Source organism: Paenibacillus sp. FSL H8-0048 (genome assembly GCF_038002825.1).
GTDB lineage: Bacteria > Bacillota > Bacilli > Paenibacillales > Paenibacillaceae > Paenibacillus_AQ.
Window position 1 is genome coordinate 4,614,017 of sequence record NZ_JBBODF010000001.1, and the last position, 20,009, is coordinate 4,634,025.

Consider the following 20,009-nt stretch of genomic DNA (forward strand, 5'->3'; position numbering starts at 1 on the left):
CCTTTCGGCCACTTATCCACATGTTCATGAACAGGGCGTTAATTAGTTGTCCGGTATGGCAAAATTACATACAGGCTGCGGCTCTCATCGAGCGGTCTGAGAATAATCGGACTCATCATCCCGGTGAAGGCGATCACGAGCTGCTCGCTCTCCACAACCTTCAGCACATCAAGCATATATTTGGAGTTGAAGGAGATGCGCAGCGGCTCACCTTTGAAATCGATGACTTCCAGCTCTTCACGAACCTTCCCTAGCTCGGAGGAGCTGGAGGAGATTTCCACATCGCCGTTCTCCAGGGTCTGCATCCGGACGATGTTCGTTTTCTCCTCACGGGACAGCAAATAAGCGCGGTCTATCGATTCGCTTAATTTTTTTGTGTCCAAGGTTAGTTCTGTTTTGTAGGTAGTTGGAATAATTCTAGAAGTATCCGGATAAATGCCATCCAGAATCCGCGAATAGAACAGCACTTTGTCGATTTTGAACAGCACCTGGTTATCGGCGACGACAATATCCACCAGCATATTCTGATCAGGGATAATTTTGCTCAGCTCATTCAGCGTTTTGCCGGCAATAACAATATTCGCGAACTGGATATTCTCTGTGCCTTCCAGGTGTGCAGCTCTGGTTGCGAGCCGGTGGCGGTCGGTAGCCGTGAATTTGAATTCATTGTCGGCCAGATTCCACAGAATGCCTGTCAGGATCGGTGTTGTCTCTTGGGTGGAGATGGAGAAGGCGGTCTGTTTAATCATATTCTTCAGCAAATCACCGGGCATGGAGATGGTCTCATTCTCCTCAATGCTTGGCAGAACAGGGAATTCTTCAGGATCGAGCCCTACAATCTGAATCTCCGTAGAGCCGGAGGAGATGTAGGTCTGGAAGCCTTCCTTGACTTCCATGTGAATTTCTTTGGAGGGAAGCTTCTTGATAATCTCAACGAAAAATTTGGCGGGAAGCACTACGCTGCCTGGTTGCTCTACCTTGACGATTGTCTGGCTGTCATTCTCGGCTGGGATGAAGGACTGAATGGAAATATCCGTATCACTTGCAGTCAGCGTAACACCCTGATGGCTAACCTCAAACTTAATACCGGTCAGAATAGGGATTGTTGTTCTGCTGGAGATTGCTTTGGAGACATGGCCGATGGATTCGTTAAGTTCATTTTTGAGAATGCTGATTTTCATGATTTCACTCCTAGCTGAAAAATTGGGAAATGGGTGTACGGAAATGCTCTTTGAAACCTGCTCTTAGAAGATGAATTATTATAGTTATTTAATAGTATTAGTAGTAGGGGCTCCGTTTATGTGGATAAGTCGCTAAACAGCATAAAATTAAGCCTACCCACATGTGTATAGATTGTGTATAGGCTCTTTGTTCCTCTTAGGAAGGATTTTTAATTTTCTCCGAAAGATTATTTACCACTTTATAGAGCTCCTGGTCTACCTTTAATTGCTGCGTAATCTTCTCATGGGCATGGATAACTGTCGTATGGTCGCGTCCTCCGAAGGCCTCGCCGATCTTAGGAAGCGAATAATCCGTCAGCTCGCGGGAGAGATACATGGCAATCTGCCTTGGAAAAGCCACAGCCTTCGTGCGTTTCCGCGCTTTGAAGTCCTCCATACGCAAATTGTAGTATTCACCGACTTTTTGCTGAATATCGTTAATGGTAATCATCTTCGGACGGCTCGAAGGGATGATATCCTTCAGCGCTTCAGCAGCCAGATGTGTCGTTACATCCTGGTTCGTCAGGGAAGAATAAGCCACTACACGAATCAGCGCGCCTTCAAGCTCCCGGATATTCGTGTCGATCTGGTTGGCGATGTACATCATGGCTTCGTTTGGGATATCCAGGTTCTCCGCCTTCGCCTTCTTGCGCAGAATGGCAATCCGCGTCTCCAGATCGGGAGGCTGAATATCTGTAATCAGTCCCCATTCAAACCGTGAGCGCAGCCGTTCTTCCAGTGTAGGGATTTCCTTCGGAGGCCGGTCGCTTGAGATGATAATTTGCTTGCGTTCTTCGTGAAGAGCATTGAACGTATGGAAAAATTCCTCCTGCGTGGATTCCTTGCCGGCCAGGAATTGGATGTCGTCAATCAGCAAAATGTCAACATTGCGGTACTTGTTGCGGAAGCTTTCGCCGCGGTTATCACGGATGGAGTTGATGAATTCATTCGTGAACTTCTCGGAGGAGATGTAAATCACCTTGTTGTTGGGGTTATGCTCCAGCACATAATGGCCGATCGCATGCATCAGGTGAGTTTTTCCGAGACCAACGCCTCCATACAGAAACAGAGGGTTATAGGCTTTGGCCGGCGCTTCGGCTACAGCAAGGGAGGCTGCATGCGCAAAACGGTTGCCTGAACCGATCACGAACGTGTCGAAGGTGTATTTGGGATTGAGCAAATGTGTCTGCGCCTCTTCGCGCGACACAACGGGAGTAGGCGCACTTTGCTGAACCACAGGCTCAGAGGGTTTGTTCTCCTCAATGACAAATTTGACTTCCACCTGTTGTCCGGTAACTTCATAAACCGTTGCTCCTACCAGTTTGGTATAGCGACTTTCCAGCCATTCTACGGCAAAAGTTGTAGGCGCCGAGATGATAAGTGCCTGGGAATTGAATGTCATGGCCTTGGTGGCCTTGAACCAGGTATCGAAGCTCGGCTTGCTTAGTTTGGTTTGAATAATCGATAATATTTGCTGCCATAATTCGGAAGTATGGCTGTCCACAGACTGTCACTCCTTTAAATCTTCCAAATGTGGCATCAGCCATGAAGTGGAAATGTCGAAGAAAATGGGTTGGTGCTGAATCTTATCCCCAGTATGCAACTTCAAGAGACAAAAAAATATGGATAAATTTGAATTGTTCACAACTTTATCCACAGCTTGTTGATAATTTATTGAACAAACAAATCTATTCACATTCAAAAGTAATACCATCATAGCAAAACGCCCCTTATTTTTCAATGAGCGACGCTATTTTATCCACAAATTCAATCACTTGTGTATAATTTTTAGGCACACCACTACATATTGTTGATAATTTGTTTACCGTTCGACAGTTTCCGCGACTGCGCCATTTTTTTTATACACAGGTTGTGCTCACCTGTGAGCAAAATCCGCCCGGAATTAATAACAGGTGGATAACTGGACAAGCCTGTGGATTATTATTTTGGATGTGTTCCTTTGTGGATAAGCGGTTAGAGTTAGGAGCAGTGAAGAGACGGGCACGCTGGGCATAAGTTTCCGGCTTCCAGGCTGGTCTCAAAAAACGGGGGTTGAAGGGGAGCAACCTGAAAAAGAGGGAGAAAGAGAAATGGTTGACTTTTGGAGCAAAAATATGTTTAAATATATAAAGGTGTTTTCTGTGAGGATATGTCTCCAAATTAAATTGATAATACTTGTAGATACTGTCCCTACTTTAAGGGCGGCTTAGTCCGTTTCTGCTTAATATGACAGTAATTATGTTCCTGTAAGGGAGGTGCAATACATGAGACCGACATTCAGACCAAATGTGAGCAAACGCAAAAAGGTGCATGGTTTCCGCAAAAGAATGAGCACGAAAAACGGCCGCAAAGTGCTGGCAGCCCGCCGCTTGAAAGGCAGAAAAGTTTTGAGTGCGTAAGATAGGCCACTTTGGGACCACTGCTGTGGTCCTTTTTTACGCTTTATTTGCAGAATGCATCAGCTGTTTTTATTTCTCTTCTATATATAGCGCAGAATGGGATGACGCTCAGCGAGCGGATAACCCACGCATTACTTCTGCTGCGGCAACAATAAATGATAGGCTCTGCAGGGGATGTTAACGCTACTGCGGGGCTTTTTTTAAAATATAAGAATTTATATGTTGCCCACGATAACTTATCCTTCTATTTCTCGCTGAAACGGTACCGTCCTTTAAAAGGACGGCAAAGCCGTTTCCACTTGAAGATATAAGAATTCAAATTCACTTGATTGTAGCTTTCACAAGCTGTCTATGATTGTCGGCAGGGGATCTCCAGGGCCGCCCCGGTAAGTGTTTATGGTCTCCCTTGAATGACAATACTAATTAGAAGATGAAATTCCGGAGCCTGGAGCAATTCCGGTATTTGAATAGGAGATTCCCGTGCACAAAAGCTTACGATTACGAAACCGTGCCGACTTCAGCCGCGTATACCGCCATGGGAAGTCATTTGCGAATCATCAGTATGTGGTGTATTGGTTCCCCAGAAGAGAAGTGGAACGATTCCGCGTGGGCATATCCGTCAGCAAGAAGGTCGGGAATGCCGTAGTCCGCAACCGGATGAGAAGGCTGGTCAAGGAGATTGTCCGTCATCACGAGGCGGAAATTGCCGGCAATCTGGATATCGTTTTCATTGTCAGAAAAGGAGCGCTCTCCAAGGATTACGCCGAGCTGGAGAAAAGCGTGCTGCATGTGCTGCGCAAAGCCAAGCTGCTCAAGGCTTTACGCAAGTAAAAGAGCCTGAAGAGGGCTTGTTTATTTGTATCCATAATTATGTTATGATTTACGGTGCAAAGGAATGTTTATGAGAGGGGTTTTGAAGTGTCTCTAATGAAGACTAAGCGAGGAAAAATGTTTCTTCTCCTCGGGTTAATGGTTCTAATGATCGCTGTTCTGTCGGGATGCTCTCCGTCTGCGACAACAGTGACGCACACTACGGAGGATTTGAAAAATGGAGGCTTCTGGCAGAGTAATGTTGTGTATTATTTCGCCATTGCCCTGGATACTTTCGCGAAGTGGTTCAACGGCCAGTATGGCCTAGCCGTTCTTGTAATGGTTATCATTGTTCGCACACTGATTCTTCCGCTTACGATTAAGCAGGTGAAGAGCTCACGTGCCATGCAGGCAATTCAACCGGAACTTGAGAAGATTAAGAAAAAATATAAAGATGAGCCTGAAAAGGTACAGCAGGAAACGATGCGCCTGTTCCAGGAGAATAAGGTCAATCCAATGGCGGGCTGTCTGCCGCTGATTGTGCAAATGCCAATCTTTATCGCCCTATACAACTCGATCTACTACAATCCGGATCTTAGATTACATGACTTCCTGTGGCTGCAGCTTGGCAAACCCGATCACCTGTTCATCCTGCCGGTTCTTGCTGCCGCAACTACCTTCATTCAGACCCGCATGATGACCAAGATGAACCCGGTCCAACAGCAGGGTCCAATGCAGTTCATGATGATGGTCTATCCGGTTCTGATCTTCATCATGTCCTACAACTTCCCGGCTGCTCTGCCTCTGTACTGGGTATACAGCAATATTTACACCATTGTTCAGAACTACTTCCTGTACCGCAACAATGATAAGCACAAAGCTGCACTTACCGCTGCCAGCGCTACGGCTGGTGCAGGCAACAGCAAGACTAAGGATGTCAACCTGACGAAGAGCAAGAACAGCAACTCTAACGCCCGCAAAGATGTAACTCCTAATGCTAAAGGAAACGGAAGCAATGGGAAGAAGGGGGTCAAAAAGTCAAAATGAGCAAAGTCGTCGCGACAGGGAAAACCATTGAAGAAGCTGTAGAACGGGGACTTAATCAGCTTGGAGTTCACAAGGACCGGGTAACGGTCAACGTACTTGAACAGCCGTCAAAAGGATTCCTTGGATTGATCGGTGCGAAGGGTGCCAAGGTGGAATTGACCTTAATCCCGGAAGCCGCACCGGCATCAGCGGCGAGTGCTCCGCTACTGTCTCAGCAGACAACAAGAGAGAGCAATACAGAGGCGATCAGCGGTGTACCGCGCCAGGATTCCGGACACCCGGCAGAAGAAGCATACGGTCAGGCCGTTCATTTCATTGTAGATGTCGCCAAGAGCATGGGGCTTGAGGTGGAAGTTGAAATCGTTCATGCCAAGGAATCAACTGTTCTGCAAATTTCCGGTCCTGAGCTTGGGCTGCTGATTGGCAGAAGAGGACAAACTCTCGATGCTTTGCAGTATTTGGCTAATATTGTGGCCAACCGGTATTCTGACAGCTTCATCCGGCTCGTGCTGGATGCGGAGAATTTCCGGGAGCGCCGCAAGAAGACACTGGAGGAGCTGGCTGACCGTCTGGCCGGGCGTGTGGTGAGGACCCGCAAAGAGGTGGTTCTGGAGCCCATGTCCCCGCAGGAACGCAAGATCATTCATTCCAGATTACAGGATCACAAGCAGGTGAACACTCTCAGCAAGGGTGAAGAACCGAACCGCCGCGTCGTTATAACATTGAAGTAGAATCATATGCCGCAATGACTCCTTGACCTATGCGAGGAGTCATTGTTTTTTTAAATACCAAATCCTGAGGTGAATTACAACATGCTTAGTGACACTATTGCCGCTGTATCGACAGCCCTGGGCGAGGGGGGTATCGCCATCATCCGGGTTAGCGGACCGCAGGCAATCCCCCAAGTGGCCCCCTTGTTCAAAAGCCGCATTCCCCTTACGGAAGCCGATTCTCATACCGTGCATTATGGACATATCGTCAGTCCGCAGGACGGGGAACAGCTGGAAGAGGTACTGGTAACCGTCATGAAGGGACCGCGCTCTTTTACCACGGAGGATGTGGTGGAGATTAGCGCCCATGGCGGTGTAATCTCTGTAAGAAGAGTGATGGACCTGCTGCTGCAGCAGGATATCCGGTTGGCTGAGCCGGGAGAGTTCACGAAACGTGCCTTCCTGGGCGGGCGGATTGATCTGTCGCAGGCCGAGGCCGTGATTGATCTGATTCGTTCCAAGTCGGACCGGGCCTTCTCAGTTGCGCTCAAGCAGGTTAGCGGCTCGTTGTCCGCACGTATTCATGAGCTTCGGCACACCCTTATTGAGACACTGGCCCATATTGAAGTGAATATTGATTACCCTGAGCATGATGTGGAATCCTTAACTGCCGATTTCATCAAGGATAAGAGTCAAGAGGTTATGCAAGGCATAGATAAGCTGCTTCGGACAGCCAATGAAGGAAAGATTCTGCGCGAAGGGATTACCACGGCTATTGTGGGCCGGCCCAATGTTGGGAAGTCCTCACTGCTGAACGCGCTTGCCCGTGACAACAAGGCGATTGTGACCGATATTCCGGGAACAACGCGTGATGTGATAGAAGAGTATGTAACGATTAATAATATCCCGCTGAAGCTGCTGGATACTGCCGGTATCCGTGAAACAATGGATGTGGTGGAGAGAATCGGTGTGGAGCGCTCGAAGGCGGCTTTCGGCGATGCAGATTTGATTCTGCTCGTGCTGAATGCCAATGAGGAGCTTCATGAGGATGAGCTGGCACTGATGGAACAAATCCACGGTAGACAAGCGCTGGTCATCATGAATAAAATGGACTTACCGTCCCGTCTGGACACGGGGAGGCTGCGCTCCTTTTTCGATGAAGCGAGTATTGTACCGATGTCTGTGCTGGAAGAGGAAGGACTAGACACACTGGAAGAGGCGATCTCTGAACTGTTCTTCGGGGGTAAGCTGGAATCGGGCGATCTGACCTATGTAAGCAATGTTAGGCATATAGCCTTGCTTAAGAAGGCATATAAATCACTACAGGATGCCTATGAAGCAGCGGAGATGCTGATTCCTATAGATATGATACAGATTGATGTACGTCTGGCCTGGGAGCAGCTGGGGGAGATCATTGGAGATACGGCAGCTGATTCGCTGCTGGACCAGATCTTCTCGCAATTCTGCCTCGGCAAATAAGAAGGAGGAAGCGTTATGAATTATGATGGAGGCAGCTATGACGTTATCGTCATCGGTGCCGGTCATGCCGGCTGCGAAGCAGCCCTGGCTGCTGCACGGATGGGCTGCCGCACACTGATGATCACAATTAACCTGGATATGGTGGCTTTCATGCCATGTAATCCATCGATTGGCGGACCCGCCAAGGGCCATGTGGTGCGTGAAATTGATGCACTCGGCGGAGAAATGGGCCGCAATATAGATAAGACGTTCATCCAACTGAGAATGCTTAATACAGGCAAGGGGCCTGCGGTTCATGCTTTGCGTGCTCAAGCAGACAAGTTCCTCTATCAGCATGCGATGAAAGAAACGATGGAGAAGACTCCTAACCTGACTCTGCGCCAGGGGATGGTGGAGGAGCTGATCGTGGAGGATGGACGCTGCGCCGGAGTGGTGACGAAGACCGGGACGGTATATCACAGCAAGACCGTTATTCTGACAACCGGGACCTATCTGCGCGGCAAAGTGATTATGGGTGAGCTGACGTATGAGAGCGGACCAAATAATCAGCAGCCGTCCGTACGGCTGTCCGAGAATTTGCGCGAACTGGGGTTCGATCTGGTCCGTTTCAAGACAGGAACACCGCCGCGTGTCCACAAGGATTCAATTGATTTCTCCAAGACAGAAATCCAGCCGGGTGATGAGAAGCTGAAATTCTTCTCTTATGAAACCAAATCCTCAGATAATGAGCAGCTGCCTTGCTGGTTGACCTACACCTCTCCGGTTACCCACCAGATCATTAATGACAATCTGCACCGGGCACCGATGTTTACCGGTATTATTGAAGGAACGGGTCCGCGTTACTGTCCTTCTATTGAAGATAAGGTCGTCCGGTTCAGTGATAAATCACAGCATCAGATCTTCCTGGAGCCGGAAGGTAAAAACACATCGGAATACTATGTACAAGGTCTGTCGACAAGCCTTCCTGAGGATGTGCAGCTGGCAGTCCTGCGGTCTATTCCCGGTATGGAAAAGGTAGAGATGATGCGCAACGGCTATGCCATTGAATATGATGCTATGGTTCCCACGCAGCTCTGGCCGTCGCTGGAAACCAAACGTCTGCCTGGACTATTCACTGCAGGACAAATCAACGGGACCTCCGGTTATGAAGAAGCGGCAGGGCAGGGGGTTATTGCCGGTATCAATGCTGCGCGTAAAGTACAGGAGAAAGAGCCAGTGGTGCTGGACCGTTCGCAGGGTTATATTGGCGTGCTGATCGATGATCTTGTCACCAAGGGAACGAATGAACCTTATCGCCTGTTGACTTCCCGTGCGGAATACCGTCTGCTGCTCCGTCATGATAATGCGGATCTCCGGCTGACACCAATCGGTTATGATATTGGTCTGATTACAGAGCAGCGCTATGAAGCCTTCCTTGATAAGAAGGAACGGGTCGACCGTGAGATTATCCGTCTGCAGGAGACAAAGGTTAAGCCGATTCAAGTGAATGAAGCCCTAGCCAGTTATGGTTCTGCACCAATTGTTGACGGAAGCAACCTGTTGACCTTAATGCGCCGCCCTGAGATAGCCTACAGCTTCGTGGATATCATTTCACCTGCTCCGGAAGAGCTTGATGAAGAAATGAAGGAGCAGGTGGAGATTCAGATTAAGTATGCCGGTTATATTGAGAAACAGCTCCAGCATGTAGAGAAGCTGCAGAAGATGGAGCAGAAGAAGATTCCTGACGATATCAACTATAATGAGATTCATGGGTTGGCCATGGAGGCGCGGCAAAAGCTGACCCAAATCGCTCCCATTTCAATTGGGCAGGCTTCGCGTATAGGAGGCGTTACCCCGGCAGATATTTCAATTCTGCTGGTCTATCTGGAGCACTACAACCGTGTAACAGCGGCGAAAGGATAATCTATGGATACAACGGTAGCCGAATTCACTTCCCTGCTCAAGGAGCATGGGCTGGAACTTTCAATGAAGCAGCTTGAACAATTTGAACTCTATTATCAGGAGCTGGTCTCCTGGAATGAGAAGATGAATCTGACGGGGATTACAGAGCGGAGCCAGGTATATACCAAGCACTTCTATGATTCTTTATCTTTAGCCTTTTATGTGAATATGGAGGAGACGAAGAGTCTAGCTGATATCGGCTCGGGGGCAGGGTTCCCTGGAATTCCGCTAAAAATATGCTTCCCTGATCTTAAGCTGACGATTGTGGATTCACTTAGCAAACGGATCACTTTCCTGCAGCATGTCTGTGACACTCTGGGGGTGAAGGGTGTAAAGCTCATTCACGGCCGGGCAGAGGATGTCGCCAGACAGTTTGTTCACCGGGATGCTTATGATGTAGTCACTGCTCGCGCGGTGGCCCGCTTATCGCTTCTGAATGAATTCTGTCTGCCCTTCACCCGCAAGGACGGCATCTTCGCTGCCATGAAGGGGAGTGATCCGACGGAGGAACTGCAAGAAGCCAAGCGCAGCTTCAAGGAACTGCGTGCTGAATTGTACAAGGTAGAATCCTTCAGTCTTCCAGTGGAAGAATCTTCCCGGCATATCATTCTTGTACGCAAGACTGGGGCCACTCCGTCGAAGTATCCGCGCAAGCCTGGCGTACCTGCGAAGTCGCCGCTCATCTAATTGTTTCACGTGAAACAACATTTGACAGTCTTCTGTTTTACTGGATCAAGCTCATGCGAATGTGAGCTTGATCTTTTTTTGATTAATAAGAATTTATATGTGTTTCATTCCAAAACTTATCATTATATTTCTCGCTGAAACGGAGCTGTCCTTCAAAAGGACGGCAAAGCAGCTTCCACTTGCGGAATGCTGGGTCAGTTGAGGCTGGTTTGCAGGAAAAATAGGTCATTATGGAGAATAGGATTATTAGTAGAAAAGTGATAGAATAATATAGTAAGACTTTTAATAGATGTGATCAGAATGAATGCCAGGCCGTCTTTTAAGAGAAGTAGCTATGAATGGCTTACGGATACTTTTCTTACGCTGTACGATAAGCTTTTCGCATGAAAGGTTAAGAGGATCGTACTATAACGAAATTAGGTGGTTATGAACGGAATGAAAGAACAATTCACCAAGCTTTTTGGATTTACCGAGCGGAGCAGCGGAGAAGAGATCAAACAAATCCCGGTTCATGAGGTCATCAGCAGTCCGTATCAGCCACGGACAATTTTCGATGATGAGAAGATCGACGAGTTGTGTCAGACTATCAAAACTCATGGCGTGATCCAGCCGATCGTTGTGCGTATGCGTGATTCCCAGTATGAGATTATTGCAGGCGAAAGACGCTGGCGGGCAGTTAAAAAGCTGGGCATGGACACTATTCCGGCACTTGTCCGCGAATTCAATGATTCACAGGCTGCATCGATTGCACTGATCGAGAACTTGCAGCGTGAGGGCTTAACCTCTATTGAAGAGGCGATCGCGTATCAGAAGCTGATTGACTTGCATCAATTGACCCAGGAGAGTCTGGCTCAGCGGCTAGGCAAAAGCCAATCCACGATAGCCAACAAAATTCGCTTGCTGAATTTGCCCGAACAGGTCAAGACGGCATTAATGGAAAGAAAAATCACTGAGCGCCATGCACGCTCGCTCTTGTCGCTGGACAGTGAGGAGATGCAGCTTAAGGTACTCGCTGAGGTTATTGCTAAGGAATTGAATGTAAAACAAACGGAAGCACGTATCGCCTTCTACAAGGCCGTTACCCAGACCAAAAAATCAAAACGGACCTCCTATACCAAAGATGTCCGTCTCGCTCTTAATACAATCCGCCAATCTATAGACATGGTGACCGGCTCAGGAATGGAGATTAAGACCTCCGAGAACGACCGTGGAGATCATTATGAGATTGTAATTCAAATTCCAAAACGATAATGGCAACAAAAGCTGAAGGCGGCCCTGAGGTGTTGGCCGCCTTTTGTATGACTAGCTCCGAACGTTATCACATATACACTCTAAGGATAAGTTATTGTCTATTTGTATTTGTCTACATCTCCGCAAACGTGATGCCGTAGAACCAGATTATTATGCCGTTAACAGCTAAGAACTACAAGATGATTCTTTCTAAACAATTCGAGGTGAAATAAGTGTCCAAGATTATTGCCATAGCAAATCAAAAAGGCGGGGTAGGTAAAACAACAACCTCTGTGAACCTGGGTGCCAGCATGGCTACTCTGGGAAAGAGAGTGCTGCTTGTTGATATTGATCCGCAAGGCAACACTACGAGCGGCGTTGGCGTCAACAAAGCAGATGTAGAGAATTGCATTTATGATATTCTTATTAATGAAGCAAATCCGCAGGAAACGATCCAGGAAACCCGGATTGAGGGCCTTCATATTATTCCGGCAACGATTCAGCTGGCAGGAGCAGAGATCGAGTTGGTCTCTACGATATCGCGGGAACTGAAGCTGAAGAAGGCACTGAATGCAGTGAAGGCAAATTATGATTACATCATCATAGATTGTCCGCCATCATTAGGGATTCTTACCATTAACTCTCTAACAGCTGCTGACTCAGTGATCATCCCTATACAATGTGAATATTATGCGCTTGAAGGATTAAGCCAGTTGCTCAATACTGTAAGACTGGTTCAAAAGAATCTTAATCCGCATCTCAAAATAGAGGGAGTATTACTCACGATGCTGGATGCCAGGACTAATCTGGGAATTCAGGTGATTGAAGAAGTGAAGAAATACTTCCAGGAAAAGGTATATAAAACGATTATTCCGCGAAATGTACGCTTAAGTGAAGCCCCTTCACATGGACAGTCAATTATTACCTATGACTCCCGTTCCAAGGGAGCGGAAGTATATTTAGAGTTGGCAAAGGAAGTGATCTCTTATGAGTAAGCGCTTAGGGAAAGGCTTAGATGCATTAATACCTTCTCTGTCGATCAATGAGGACGATAAGGTGGTAGAGATTCCATTAACGCAGCTCAGAGCCAATCCTTATCAGCCACGCAAGGATTTCAATGAAGAGGCTATCCAGGAGCTTGCAGAATCCATAAGACAGCATGGAGTGATCCAGCCGATCATTGTTCGCAGTGTGTTGAAAGGGTATGAGATTATTGCCGGGGAACGCAGATTCAGGGCCTCGCAATACTGCGGCAAAGCTACGATTCCTGCGGTGATCCGCAGCCTTAGTGATCAGCAGGTGATGGAGATTGCCCTGATCGAGAACCTGCAGCGTGAGAATCTTAACGCGATGGAAATAGCAGTTGCTTATCAAGGACTGATGGATCAATTCTCCCTGACCCAGGAAGAGCTTTCTCTTAAAGTTGGAAAGTCCAGATCTCATATCGCTAACTTTTTGCGGTTGCTTAGTTTACCGGAGGAAGTGAAAGATTATGTTTCACGTGGAACAATTTCGATGGGGCATGCCCGGGCAATTGTTGCCTTGAAAGATTCGGAGGTAATTAAGCAATTGGCTGCACAGTGTGTGGAGCTTCAGTGGAGCGTTAGAGAACTGGAAGAGGTAGTGAAGAATCTCGACCGCAAGCCTGCTAACGGGATTAAAGCTAAAGTTGTAAAACGCGATCCTTATATTGATAATGTCGAGGAAGTACTACGCGAACGGTTCAAGACAACCGTCAAAATCAAACAAGGTAAGGAAAAAGGGAAAATCGAATTAAACTATTACAGTGCCCAAGACCTGGAAAGATTGCTGGAGTTACTGGGGAACTGATTTGGATATTTGTGCCGAAAACATATCCTGAGATATCCTTAATACGGATATGGAGGGGTATGTTTTTTAAATCGAAAAGAGGGAGGGTGAAAGATGGAGAGATTGGTCTATCTCGATCACGCTGCTACTTCGTGGCCCAAGCCGCCAGAGGTGGCCGTAGCTATGGTGGAGGCCTTAGAACAGTCAGGTGCCAATGCCGGGCGGGGGAACTACTCGCTCGCGATGGGGACGGGGCGGGTATTGGTCCGTGCACGGCTGCTGCTGGCAGAGTTGTTTGGTGTAGCGAATGCCCAGGATATTGCGTTTACTCATAACACTACTATGGGGCTAAATATGGCCATTAAGGGTACACTTCAACCAGGGGATCATGTCGTGTCAACGATGACGGAGCATAATTCGGTGCGCAGACCCTTGGAGTATTTGCGCCGGAGCATTGGCGTTGAAGTGGATTATATACAGGCGGACCGCGAGGGCCAAATCAATCTTCAGGAGCTTCAGCGCTCTTTGCGTCCTAACACCCGTATGGTGATCTGCAATCATAGCTCGAATCTGCTGGGAAGTATTCTGCCGATTGGGGATATCGGTGACATGGTGAAATCACATGGAGCTGTCTTCCTGGTTGATGCAGCTCAAAGTGCAGGAGCACTGAATATTGATGTGGCGGCCATGAATATTGATCTGCTGGCATTTCCGGGACATAAAGGGCTGCTCGGTCCGCAAGGAACAGGGGGGCTGTACATCTCCCCTGGGCTGGACCTGGAGCCGCTACTGCATGGAGGGACTGGCAGTCAGTCGGAGAATAGTGAACAGCCCAATGTTCGTCCGGACCGTTATGAGGCAGGGACACAAAATGCTGTCGGCATAGCCGGTCTGCTGGCAGGCTTGAAGACGGTTAAGGCGCTGGGAATAGAACAGATTCATATGCAGGAATGGAAGCTGACACAGCTCTTGATGGAGGGCTTGGCTGTTATTCCGGGCATGCGGATTTTGGGTCCGGCGCCAGGCGCTCCGCGTAGCGGAATTGTGGCTTTTGTCGTAGAGGGGCAGGAATCGGCGCATATTGCCCACCGGCTGGACCGCGAATACCAGATCGCTGTGCGTGCGGGCATGCACTGCACACCGCTGGCTCATCAGGCAGCAGACACTTTGGATAGCGGAGCGGTACGGGCGAGTGTGGGAGTAAGCTCCACGGAAGCAGATGTTCAGCGGCTGCTGTTAGCCATGGAGGAAATGTACGGCGCATCGCGTTCAAGCTAATAAGTGGATAAGGATTCAGGTGGATAATACAGGTCGGTGTTGTTGCAGCGTAGGAATTCTTATTTTTGTATAAAGGATGATTCAACATGTCGGAGTTAAATGAAGTAATAAATGAGTATTTATCGGCGTTCATCATGGGCTTTGCAGGGGTAATCATATTGATGGCTATTCTGATGATCGTCCAAGGGGCCAAGCTTCGCAGAATGCGCAGCCGGTATGAAGCTATGATGAGCGGGAATGGCATCGAGGATTTGGAGAATCTGCTGGTCAACCTGAAGAATCAGGGGGATATGCTGGAGGAGGCCCAGCAGGAGCAAAAGGCGCTGCTTGAGGCAGCACATACCAAAATGCGCGGCATGAAGTCGAAGGTGGCCATGAAGCGCTATAATGCTTTTGGAGAACGCGGTAACGACCTGAGCTTCTCGCTTGCCATTCTGGATGACAACCACAGCGGGATTGTGCTGAGCAGTCTGCACAACCGCGAGAACTCATATATCTATGCTAAACCGGTTGAACAGGGAGAATCAACGTATGCTCTGTCACCGGAGGAGAAGGAAGTTATTGCTCTCGCGTTGCAGCAGATCTAGCATGCAGGTTCCACTGCTTCAAGGCAGAGTAGAGGCTGGATGAAATAATATCCGACAATCGCATCACCAGGCTTAATCTGGTGTTCTGCAATACGAAGTATTCCATGAATCCTCCCACATTAACGATACCGGTCAAATGGATATCGCCAACTGGGGGAAGCTGCTTGTTGACCCCTGCACCGGGACGCAGCGGACCTTCAACCACCTGGATGCAGCCGACGCTGGTGGACTGGCCGAGGCAGGCATCGATGGCGATGATGAACGGGTTGGCATGCTTTTGGTATACAAGGCCCACTGTCTCTTCCAGGTTAATGGCATGTACCGGCTCCTCCAGCGTTCCGTAGAGATGAAACAGCGGGCTGTGAAAGCGGGCCAGTGTCGTGCCGACCAAAGGTCCAAGGGAATCGCCGGTCGAACGGTCCGTGCCCACGCAGATAATGACAATGGGTGTATCCGGACGTGTGCGCGAAAAGTGGAACAGCAGACGGTGGGTAATGGCAGAATAGATATTGGGGTCAGCATGTGATATTTTTAAACAGGATGGTTCTTGCAGTGGTGTTGCTTTGGAAGAGAAATTCATATAATCGTCCTTTCTGAGGCGGCGACTGCAAATCACGGGAAGATCAGCTGAATAAGCGGTCAGGCTGCCAGACTGCTGATTATGCAAGGCTTACGTCCGCGGGAGCGTGTGCTGATGATCCTAGTATATGGATGGAAGTGGTTTTTTATACTATGGCAGCAATAGATAGGACCAAAAGCCCAGGGGAGGCGTGAGTGTGGAGGAGGAACTGCTGATAGCGTTTGATTCGACCCAGCAGGCGCTGCGCGCCGAAATGCTGCTTGAATATGCGGAAATTGAAATCGATATCTTCCCTACGCCCAAGGAAATCACCGCCGGCTGTGCGATGTCGATTCAATTCTCACGGAGTGCACTGGAAGAGGTGCGGGTCATTGTAGAAGAGCAAAGTATAGAGATCCGCGGAATCTATGCCAAAGCTGCTCAGGGTGACGGGTATATAGAGGTAGGGGAAGAAGGTGGGACTAGATGAATAACTGGCTGCTCGAGACAACAGGCGGAGATGCCCTCAAGGATGCTGTGCGCTTCAAGGATAAGGTATGGGACTGGCTAAGCAATGCAGATATGTGGGCCACTGTGCTGTTTTCGGGGATACGGATTCTGCTGATTTTCATTCTGACCCGGGTGATTATCAAAGTGGTCTCCAATGTGATTGACCGGTCTCTTGAGCGGGAGACGAGGGGGAGGGCGTTAGTCAATAACCGGCGCTTCTCTACCGTCGGCGGACTGATGAAGAATGTGGTTACCTTCTTCTGTAACTTCACTATGATTCTGCTGGTTCTGTCGGAGTTCAATTTCGATTTGAAGCCGCTGCTTGCTGGAGCAGGTGTGGTAGGGCTGGCGATAGGTTTCGGTGCACAAAGTTTGGTCAAAGATGTGATTACCGGATTCTTCATTATATTCGAGGATCAATTCGCAGTCGGGGATGTCATCCAGAGCGGAACCTATAAAGGAACGGTAGAGATGATTGGCCTGAGAACGACCAGACTGTTAAGTACAACGGGCGAGGTCCACATCATTCCTAACGGCACGATTGTGAATGTGACGAATTATTCGCTGGCGAATGCACTGGCTGTGGTTGATGTTCCGGTCAAAATCGAGCGCGGGCTCGAAGCCACTCTGGCACTGATCGGGGAGGCGCTTCAAGGCATTGAGGAACGCAGCTCCAGTGTCATTGCCTATCCTAATATTCTGGGAATCCAGTCGATGAGCACCTCTGAGTATGTCATCCGCATAGCGGCGAATTGCCTGCCTAACGCCAGAGACGCCGCCGAGCGGCAGATTCAGAATGATATCAAGCAGGCTCTGGAGAAGCAGAGTGCCCTGGAGGCCGCTAAGGCCGAGCAGGAGGCCCGTGAGCAGGCGGAGAGAGAGGAAAGAGAGGCTGAGGCAGCCCGTGAGCGGGAACGCGAAGAGGCAGCCCGCAGAGCCCATGAGGAGCAGGAGGCCAGCCCAAGAAGGCAGGTGGCAGCTGCGCAAGAGGCAGAGGAGGGGGAGGACTAATGGAACGCAAGGTATTCGGGCTGGGTGATATTGTGCAGATGAAGAAGCAGCATCCGTGCGGAACGAATGAGATGGAGATCATCCGCATGGGGATGGATATCCGGATTAAGTGCACCGGATGTCAGCACAGCGTCCTCATTCCACGAGCCAAATTCGAAAAGAATCTCAAGAAGGTCCTGCATTCAGCGGATGGCGGAGCGGAGAATAATTAAGCTGATTCAGGAAGCGAAGAGTAGATGAATAATGCTTGCATTTGTGCGTTTGGCATGATATGATAATTCTTGCTGCGGAGAGGTACCCAAGAGGCCCAAGGGGGCTGACTCGAAATCAGTTAGGCGTGTCACAGCGTGCGTGGGTTCGAATCCCACCCTCTCCGCCACTTCAGCAATTATATTCTTAAATGATGAGACCTCCGTTATGATACGGAGGCTTTTTTGTATTGTTGTAATCGAAAAACTGACTACATTTGTTGATCTTCAATGCAAAAAGAGAGACCTTCGCAGGTCTCTCTTTCAGAGGCAGTACATCAATGACGTTCGGAAATCTCTGTCTATAGCTACTACTGTGAATGGGTATTGCCAAAGCTGTTACTCCTTTTTACAGAGCCAGCTCTACTCTCCCCGGGTACGATAGCTGCTGAATTCAGAATCCCTGTGATCGTGTTCGTCTGCGACGTTCAACGGAACCACACCTCTCTTTTGTACTGCCTGGGTCTAGTATGTGCAGCCTTGAGGGTTTTATACCTGGCTGCTGAAATTAATGGACGCGTGCTTTCTCGACCTTTTTCCACTTGCGGTTCTGGTTGGTGGTCTCAGGGAAGGTGTCGCCTTTCTCCATGGTAATCCGTTTCGGATTCTGAATCTCGGTGTGGAAGCTCCGCGCTTCGCCTACCTCGGTGTATACGCCCGGGTTGGGGGCTTTGTCGCCCTTTTCATACTCAGTCTGTTCGCCCATTGGTGGATAACCTCCTGTTATAGAATGATGAAGCTGTTATATTGTGGCCCTGAAGACGGGGGATTACTCGGGCGTTCTTACGGAACCGGCTACAGTTTTTTCTTGGAGACCAGCATCTGGTACGTATTAATAAAACTTGCAATCCTCTGCTGGATTTGGTATATTGATTTGGTGCGAGTCTATGTTTGTGCTCGTTCCTTGCTCCTGACCTGATCAGGGGCCGCAGACCATAAGGAGGTGAAAATTATGCGCAAATATGAAGTCATGTACATTATTCGTCCTGACATTGAACAAGAAGCTGTTCAAGCAGCAGTCGAAAAATTCCAAGGCATCATCTCCAACGGCGGAGAAATTACAAAGCACGACGTGCAAGGTAAACGCCGTCTTGCGTATGAGATCAAGAAACATCGTGATGGCGTTTTTGTTTTGGTTAACTTCAGTGCAGAACCTGCAGTAGTTACTGAACTTGAGCGTATCATGAAGATTTCTGACGAAGTAATTCGTTATCTCATTACGAACGACGTTGCCTAAGATATTGACAAGCTTTGTAACGAATCGCGCTATTAAGGAGGGGACCTAATTGTTGAACCGTATCATTCTGATCGGTCGGTTGACCCGTGACCCGGAACTTCGTTATACTCCTGCTGGTGTTGCCGTAACACAGTTTACGCTTGCCGTAGACCGTAACTTTACGGGCCAGAACGGTGAACGCGAAGCGGACTTTATCCCGGTAGTAACCTGGAGACAGCTGGCTGAGACCTGTGCCAATTACTTGCGCAAAGGAAGACTGGCAGCCGTGGAAGGACGCATCCAAGTACGGAATTATGAGAATAACGAAGGCAAACGTGTATACGTTACTGAAGTTATTGCCGATAATGTCCGTTTCCTGGAATCCGCGCAGAGCCGTGAAGGCGGAAATGCATCAAGTGGTGGAAGTATGCCTGAAGAGCCAGCCTTCGGTGGCGGCGGTAACGGTGGGAACAGTGCTCGCGGAAATGGAAGTAACAATAATTTCTCGCGTAACAACAATACCCAAGATCCTTTTTCGGGCGATGGAAAACCGATCGATATATCGGACGATGATTTGCCATTTTAATAAGGAAGGACTGAACTGAACATGGCTTTCAAACCAAGAGAAGGTGCGGACAACGACAAAAGACCGGCACGTCGTGGTGGACGCAACAAGCGTAAAAAAGTGTGCTATTTCACTGTGAACAAGATTACTCACATTGATTATAAAGACACTGAGCTTCTTAAGAAGTTCATCAGCGAACGCGGAAAGATCTTGCCGCGTCGTGTAACTGGTACAAGTGCAAAATACCAACGCGCTCTGACTATTGCTGTAAAGCGCTCGCGTCAAATCGCGCTGCTGCCTTACACAACAGAATAGGACGTTTTATGAAGCAGCCGGCTAAGCCGGCTGCTTTTTTTTCTTTTAATTTAAATTTATATGACGGTAAAACGGGTTATCCGGGTGATGAACTGCCTCACGCATAATTGACAAACAGATTCCAGATGTAGTAAATTACAGGTATCCTATACCTAAAGGGGAAATTTTGATGTTGGTGAGCGTTCTTAACTAAGCAATTTCATATCGTTCCGGCTGTTAACCGCCGCATGCTCTGATTTTGTCAGGGGCATGTCTTGTTAGAGTCTGTCTTGGCGGCATCTCTGACTGAGTAGACCGCGGGCTGCTGGAATGAATGATTTAGTTAAGAACACACGCGAAGCGTCATGATGGCCTCTTGATCCGGCTATTGTTCTCTTTGTGATTAACC

Annotated in this window: 22 protein-coding genes and 1 tRNA gene; 19 read left to right on the plus strand and 4 right to left on the minus strand. The window is 48.6% G+C overall.

The genetic code is table 11. The features are described 5' to 3' along the window. Nucleotides 1–38: 38 nt before the first annotated feature. Nucleotides 39–1,181: a DNA polymerase III subunit beta gene (dnaN, locus tag NSU18_RS19670; RefSeq protein ID WP_036728067.1), complete on the minus strand. Its 1,143-nt coding sequence runs from the start codon at nucleotides 1,179–1,181 to the stop codon at nucleotides 39–41. Nucleotides 1,182–1,377: 196 nt separating this feature from the next. Continuing rightward, nucleotides 1,378–2,724 carry a chromosomal replication initiator protein DnaA gene (gene dnaA, locus NSU18_RS19675; RefSeq protein WP_036699882.1) on the minus strand — a complete coding sequence of 449 codons (1,347 nt, stop codon included), beginning with the start codon at nucleotides 2,722–2,724 and terminating at the stop codon, nucleotides 1,378–1,380. Between the two features lie 760 nt (nucleotides 2,725–3,484). On the opposite strand from dnaA, the gene rpmH reads away from it, so the two are divergent. The 12 genes from rpmH to NSU18_RS19735 all read left to right on the plus strand — a co-directional run bounded on the left by rpmH (nucleotide 3,485) and on the right by NSU18_RS19735 (nucleotide 15,197). Beyond that, complete coding sequence (rpmH, locus tag NSU18_RS19680; protein ID WP_039295761.1) at nucleotides 3,485–3,619, plus strand: 50S ribosomal protein L34; 135 nt, start codon at nucleotides 3,485–3,487, stop codon at nucleotides 3,617–3,619. A 480-nt stretch (nucleotides 3,620–4,099) separates the two neighbouring features. Further along, nucleotides 4,100–4,450, plus strand: coding sequence for a ribonuclease P protein component (gene rnpA, locus NSU18_RS19685; protein WP_036699878.1), 351 nt, complete (start codon nucleotides 4,100–4,102; stop codon nucleotides 4,448–4,450). 87 nt (nucleotides 4,451–4,537) lie between these two features. After that, nucleotides 4,538–5,476: a YidC/Oxa1 family membrane protein insertase gene (locus tag NSU18_RS19690; protein ID WP_341015495.1), complete on the plus strand. Its 939-nt coding sequence runs from the start codon at nucleotides 4,538–4,540 to the stop codon at nucleotides 5,474–5,476. Next, nucleotides 5,473–6,207, plus strand: a complete 735-nt coding sequence (gene jag, locus NSU18_RS19695) for an RNA-binding cell elongation regulator Jag/EloR (RefSeq protein WP_341015496.1) — start codon at nucleotides 5,473–5,475, stop codon at nucleotides 6,205–6,207. Before NSU18_RS19690 ends, jag begins: the two co-directional genes overlap by 4 nt. Nucleotides 6,208–6,288: 81 nt before the next feature. Continuing rightward, nucleotides 6,289–7,665, plus strand: a complete 1,377-nt coding sequence (mnmE, locus tag NSU18_RS19700; RefSeq protein ID WP_341015497.1) for a tRNA uridine-5-carboxymethylaminomethyl(34) synthesis GTPase MnmE — start codon at nucleotides 6,289–6,291, stop codon at nucleotides 7,663–7,665. Nucleotides 7,666–7,680: 15 nt separating this feature from the next. Further along, the gene (gene mnmG / locus NSU18_RS19705) at nucleotides 7,681–9,567 is read left to right on the plus strand and encodes a tRNA uridine-5-carboxymethylaminomethyl(34) synthesis enzyme MnmG (protein ID WP_341149833.1); all 1,887 of its coding nucleotides are present in this window, start codon (nucleotides 7,681–7,683) and stop codon (nucleotides 9,565–9,567) included. A 3-nt stretch (nucleotides 9,568–9,570) separates the two neighbouring features. After that, a complete protein-coding gene (gene rsmG / locus NSU18_RS19710; protein ID WP_341149834.1) occupies nucleotides 9,571–10,293 on the plus strand; it encodes a 16S rRNA (guanine(527)-N(7))-methyltransferase RsmG in 723 nt (240 codons plus the stop codon). Nucleotides 10,294–10,728: 435 nt separating this feature from the next. Then, on the plus strand, nucleotides 10,729–11,544 hold the full coding sequence (gene noc, locus NSU18_RS19715) for a nucleoid occlusion protein (RefSeq protein WP_341015501.1): 816 nt from the start codon (nucleotides 10,729–10,731) through the stop codon (nucleotides 11,542–11,544). 212 nt (nucleotides 11,545–11,756) lie between these two features. Beyond that, a complete protein-coding gene (locus tag NSU18_RS19720) occupies nucleotides 11,757–12,518 on the plus strand; it encodes a ParA family protein (RefSeq protein WP_341015503.1) in 762 nt (253 codons plus the stop codon). Next, entirely contained in the window at nucleotides 12,511–13,353 is an 843-nt protein-coding gene (locus NSU18_RS19725; protein WP_341015504.1) for a ParB/RepB/Spo0J family partition protein, read from the plus strand. Before NSU18_RS19720 ends, NSU18_RS19725 begins: the two co-directional genes overlap by 8 nt. A 93-nt stretch (nucleotides 13,354–13,446) precedes the next feature. Next, the gene (locus NSU18_RS19730; RefSeq protein ID WP_341015506.1) at nucleotides 13,447–14,610 is read left to right on the plus strand and encodes an aminotransferase class V-fold PLP-dependent enzyme; all 1,164 of its coding nucleotides are present in this window, start codon (nucleotides 13,447–13,449) and stop codon (nucleotides 14,608–14,610) included. An 86-nt stretch (nucleotides 14,611–14,696) separates the two neighbouring features. Further along, a complete protein-coding gene (locus NSU18_RS19735; RefSeq protein ID WP_341015507.1) occupies nucleotides 14,697–15,197 on the plus strand; it encodes a DUF4446 family protein in 501 nt (166 codons plus the stop codon). Here the strand turns inward: NSU18_RS19735 and yyaC are convergent. Beyond that, nucleotides 15,169–15,777, minus strand: a complete 609-nt coding sequence (yyaC, locus tag NSU18_RS19740; RefSeq protein ID WP_341015509.1) for a spore protease YyaC — start codon at nucleotides 15,775–15,777, stop codon at nucleotides 15,169–15,171. The genes NSU18_RS19735 and yyaC overlap by 29 nt on opposite strands. Nucleotides 15,778–15,973: 196 nt before the next feature. On the opposite strand from yyaC, the gene NSU18_RS19745 reads away from it, so the two are divergent. From NSU18_RS19745 to NSU18_RS19760, 4 genes are all read left to right on the plus strand, one after another. Further along, complete coding sequence (locus tag NSU18_RS19745) at nucleotides 15,974–16,246, plus strand: DUF3343 domain-containing protein (RefSeq protein ID WP_341015510.1); 273 nt, start codon at nucleotides 15,974–15,976, stop codon at nucleotides 16,244–16,246. After that, a complete protein-coding gene (locus NSU18_RS19750; RefSeq protein ID WP_341015512.1) occupies nucleotides 16,243–17,277 on the plus strand; it encodes a mechanosensitive ion channel family protein in 1,035 nt (344 codons plus the stop codon). The genes NSU18_RS19745 and NSU18_RS19750 overlap by 4 nt, the downstream gene beginning before the upstream one ends. Next, on the plus strand, nucleotides 17,277–17,489 hold the full coding sequence (locus tag NSU18_RS19755) for a DUF951 domain-containing protein (RefSeq protein ID WP_341015514.1): 213 nt from the start codon (nucleotides 17,277–17,279) through the stop codon (nucleotides 17,487–17,489). The genes NSU18_RS19750 and NSU18_RS19755 overlap by 1 nt, the downstream gene beginning before the upstream one ends. 76 nt (nucleotides 17,490–17,565) lie before the next feature. After that, nucleotides 17,566–17,656: transfer RNA gene (locus NSU18_RS19760), tRNA-Ser, on the plus strand. A gap of 377 nt (nucleotides 17,657–18,033) precedes the next feature. Here the strand turns inward: NSU18_RS19760 and NSU18_RS19765 are convergent. Then, on the minus strand, nucleotides 18,034–18,231 hold the full coding sequence (locus NSU18_RS19765; protein ID WP_036699845.1) for a YjzC family protein: 198 nt from the start codon (nucleotides 18,229–18,231) through the stop codon (nucleotides 18,034–18,036). Between the two features lie 246 nt (nucleotides 18,232–18,477). On the opposite strand from NSU18_RS19765, the gene rpsF reads away from it, so the two are divergent. Genes rpsF through rpsR form a run of 3 tightly spaced genes read left to right on the plus strand, consistent with a single transcriptional unit; the run spans nucleotide 18,478 to nucleotide 19,621 of the window. Next, on the plus strand, nucleotides 18,478–18,762 hold the full coding sequence (gene rpsF, locus NSU18_RS19770; protein WP_036699842.1) for a 30S ribosomal protein S6: 285 nt from the start codon (nucleotides 18,478–18,480) through the stop codon (nucleotides 18,760–18,762). Between the two features lie 49 nt (nucleotides 18,763–18,811). Next, entirely contained in the window at nucleotides 18,812–19,327 is a 516-nt protein-coding gene (gene ssb, locus NSU18_RS19775) for a single-stranded DNA-binding protein (protein ID WP_036699840.1), read from the plus strand. 21 nt (nucleotides 19,328–19,348) lie between these two features. Beyond that, on the plus strand, nucleotides 19,349–19,621 hold the full coding sequence (rpsR, locus tag NSU18_RS19780; RefSeq protein WP_036699837.1) for a 30S ribosomal protein S18: 273 nt from the start codon (nucleotides 19,349–19,351) through the stop codon (nucleotides 19,619–19,621). Nucleotides 19,622–20,009: the final 388 nt, after the last annotated feature.

Bases quoted from the DNA above. Each gene is read 5' to 3' on its own strand.
- dnaN (WP_036728067.1), bottom strand. From the start codon at position 1,181: ATGAAAATCAGCATTCTCAAAAATGAACTTAACGAATCCATCGGCCAT.
- rpmH (WP_039295761.1), top strand. From the start codon at position 3,485: ATGAGACCGACATTCAGACCAAATGTGAGCAAACGCAAAAAGGTGCAT.
- jag (WP_341015496.1), top strand. From the start codon at position 5,473: ATGAGCAAAGTCGTCGCGACAGGGAAAACCATTGAAGAAGCTGTAGAA.
- mnmE (WP_341015497.1), top strand. From the start codon at position 6,289: ATGCTTAGTGACACTATTGCCGCTGTATCGACAGCCCTGGGCGAGGGG.
- mnmG (WP_341149833.1), top strand. From the start codon at position 7,681: ATGAATTATGATGGAGGCAGCTATGACGTTATCGTCATCGGTGCCGGT.
- rsmG (WP_341149834.1), top strand. From the start codon at position 9,571: ATGGATACAACGGTAGCCGAATTCACTTCCCTGCTCAAGGAGCATGGG.
- noc (WP_341015501.1), top strand. From the start codon at position 10,729: ATGAAAGAACAATTCACCAAGCTTTTTGGATTTACCGAGCGGAGCAGC.
- NSU18_RS19725 (WP_341015504.1), top strand. From the start codon at position 12,511: ATGAGTAAGCGCTTAGGGAAAGGCTTAGATGCATTAATACCTTCTCTG.
- NSU18_RS19730 (WP_341015506.1), top strand. From the start codon at position 13,447: ATGGAGAGATTGGTCTATCTCGATCACGCTGCTACTTCGTGGCCCAAG.
- NSU18_RS19735 (WP_341015507.1), top strand. From the start codon at position 14,697: ATGTCGGAGTTAAATGAAGTAATAAATGAGTATTTATCGGCGTTCATC.
- yyaC (WP_341015509.1), bottom strand. From the start codon at position 15,777: ATGAATTTCTCTTCCAAAGCAACACCACTGCAAGAACCATCCTGTTTA.
- NSU18_RS19750 (WP_341015512.1), top strand. From the start codon at position 16,243: ATGAATAACTGGCTGCTCGAGACAACAGGCGGAGATGCCCTCAAGGAT.
- NSU18_RS19755 (WP_341015514.1), top strand. From the start codon at position 17,277: ATGGAACGCAAGGTATTCGGGCTGGGTGATATTGTGCAGATGAAGAAG.
- NSU18_RS19765 (WP_036699845.1), bottom strand. From the start codon at position 18,231: ATGGGCGAACAGACTGAGTATGAAAAGGGCGACAAAGCCCCCAACCCG.
- rpsF (WP_036699842.1), top strand. From the start codon at position 18,478: ATGCGCAAATATGAAGTCATGTACATTATTCGTCCTGACATTGAACAA.
- rpsR (WP_036699837.1), top strand. From the start codon at position 19,349: ATGGCTTTCAAACCAAGAGAAGGTGCGGACAACGACAAAAGACCGGCA.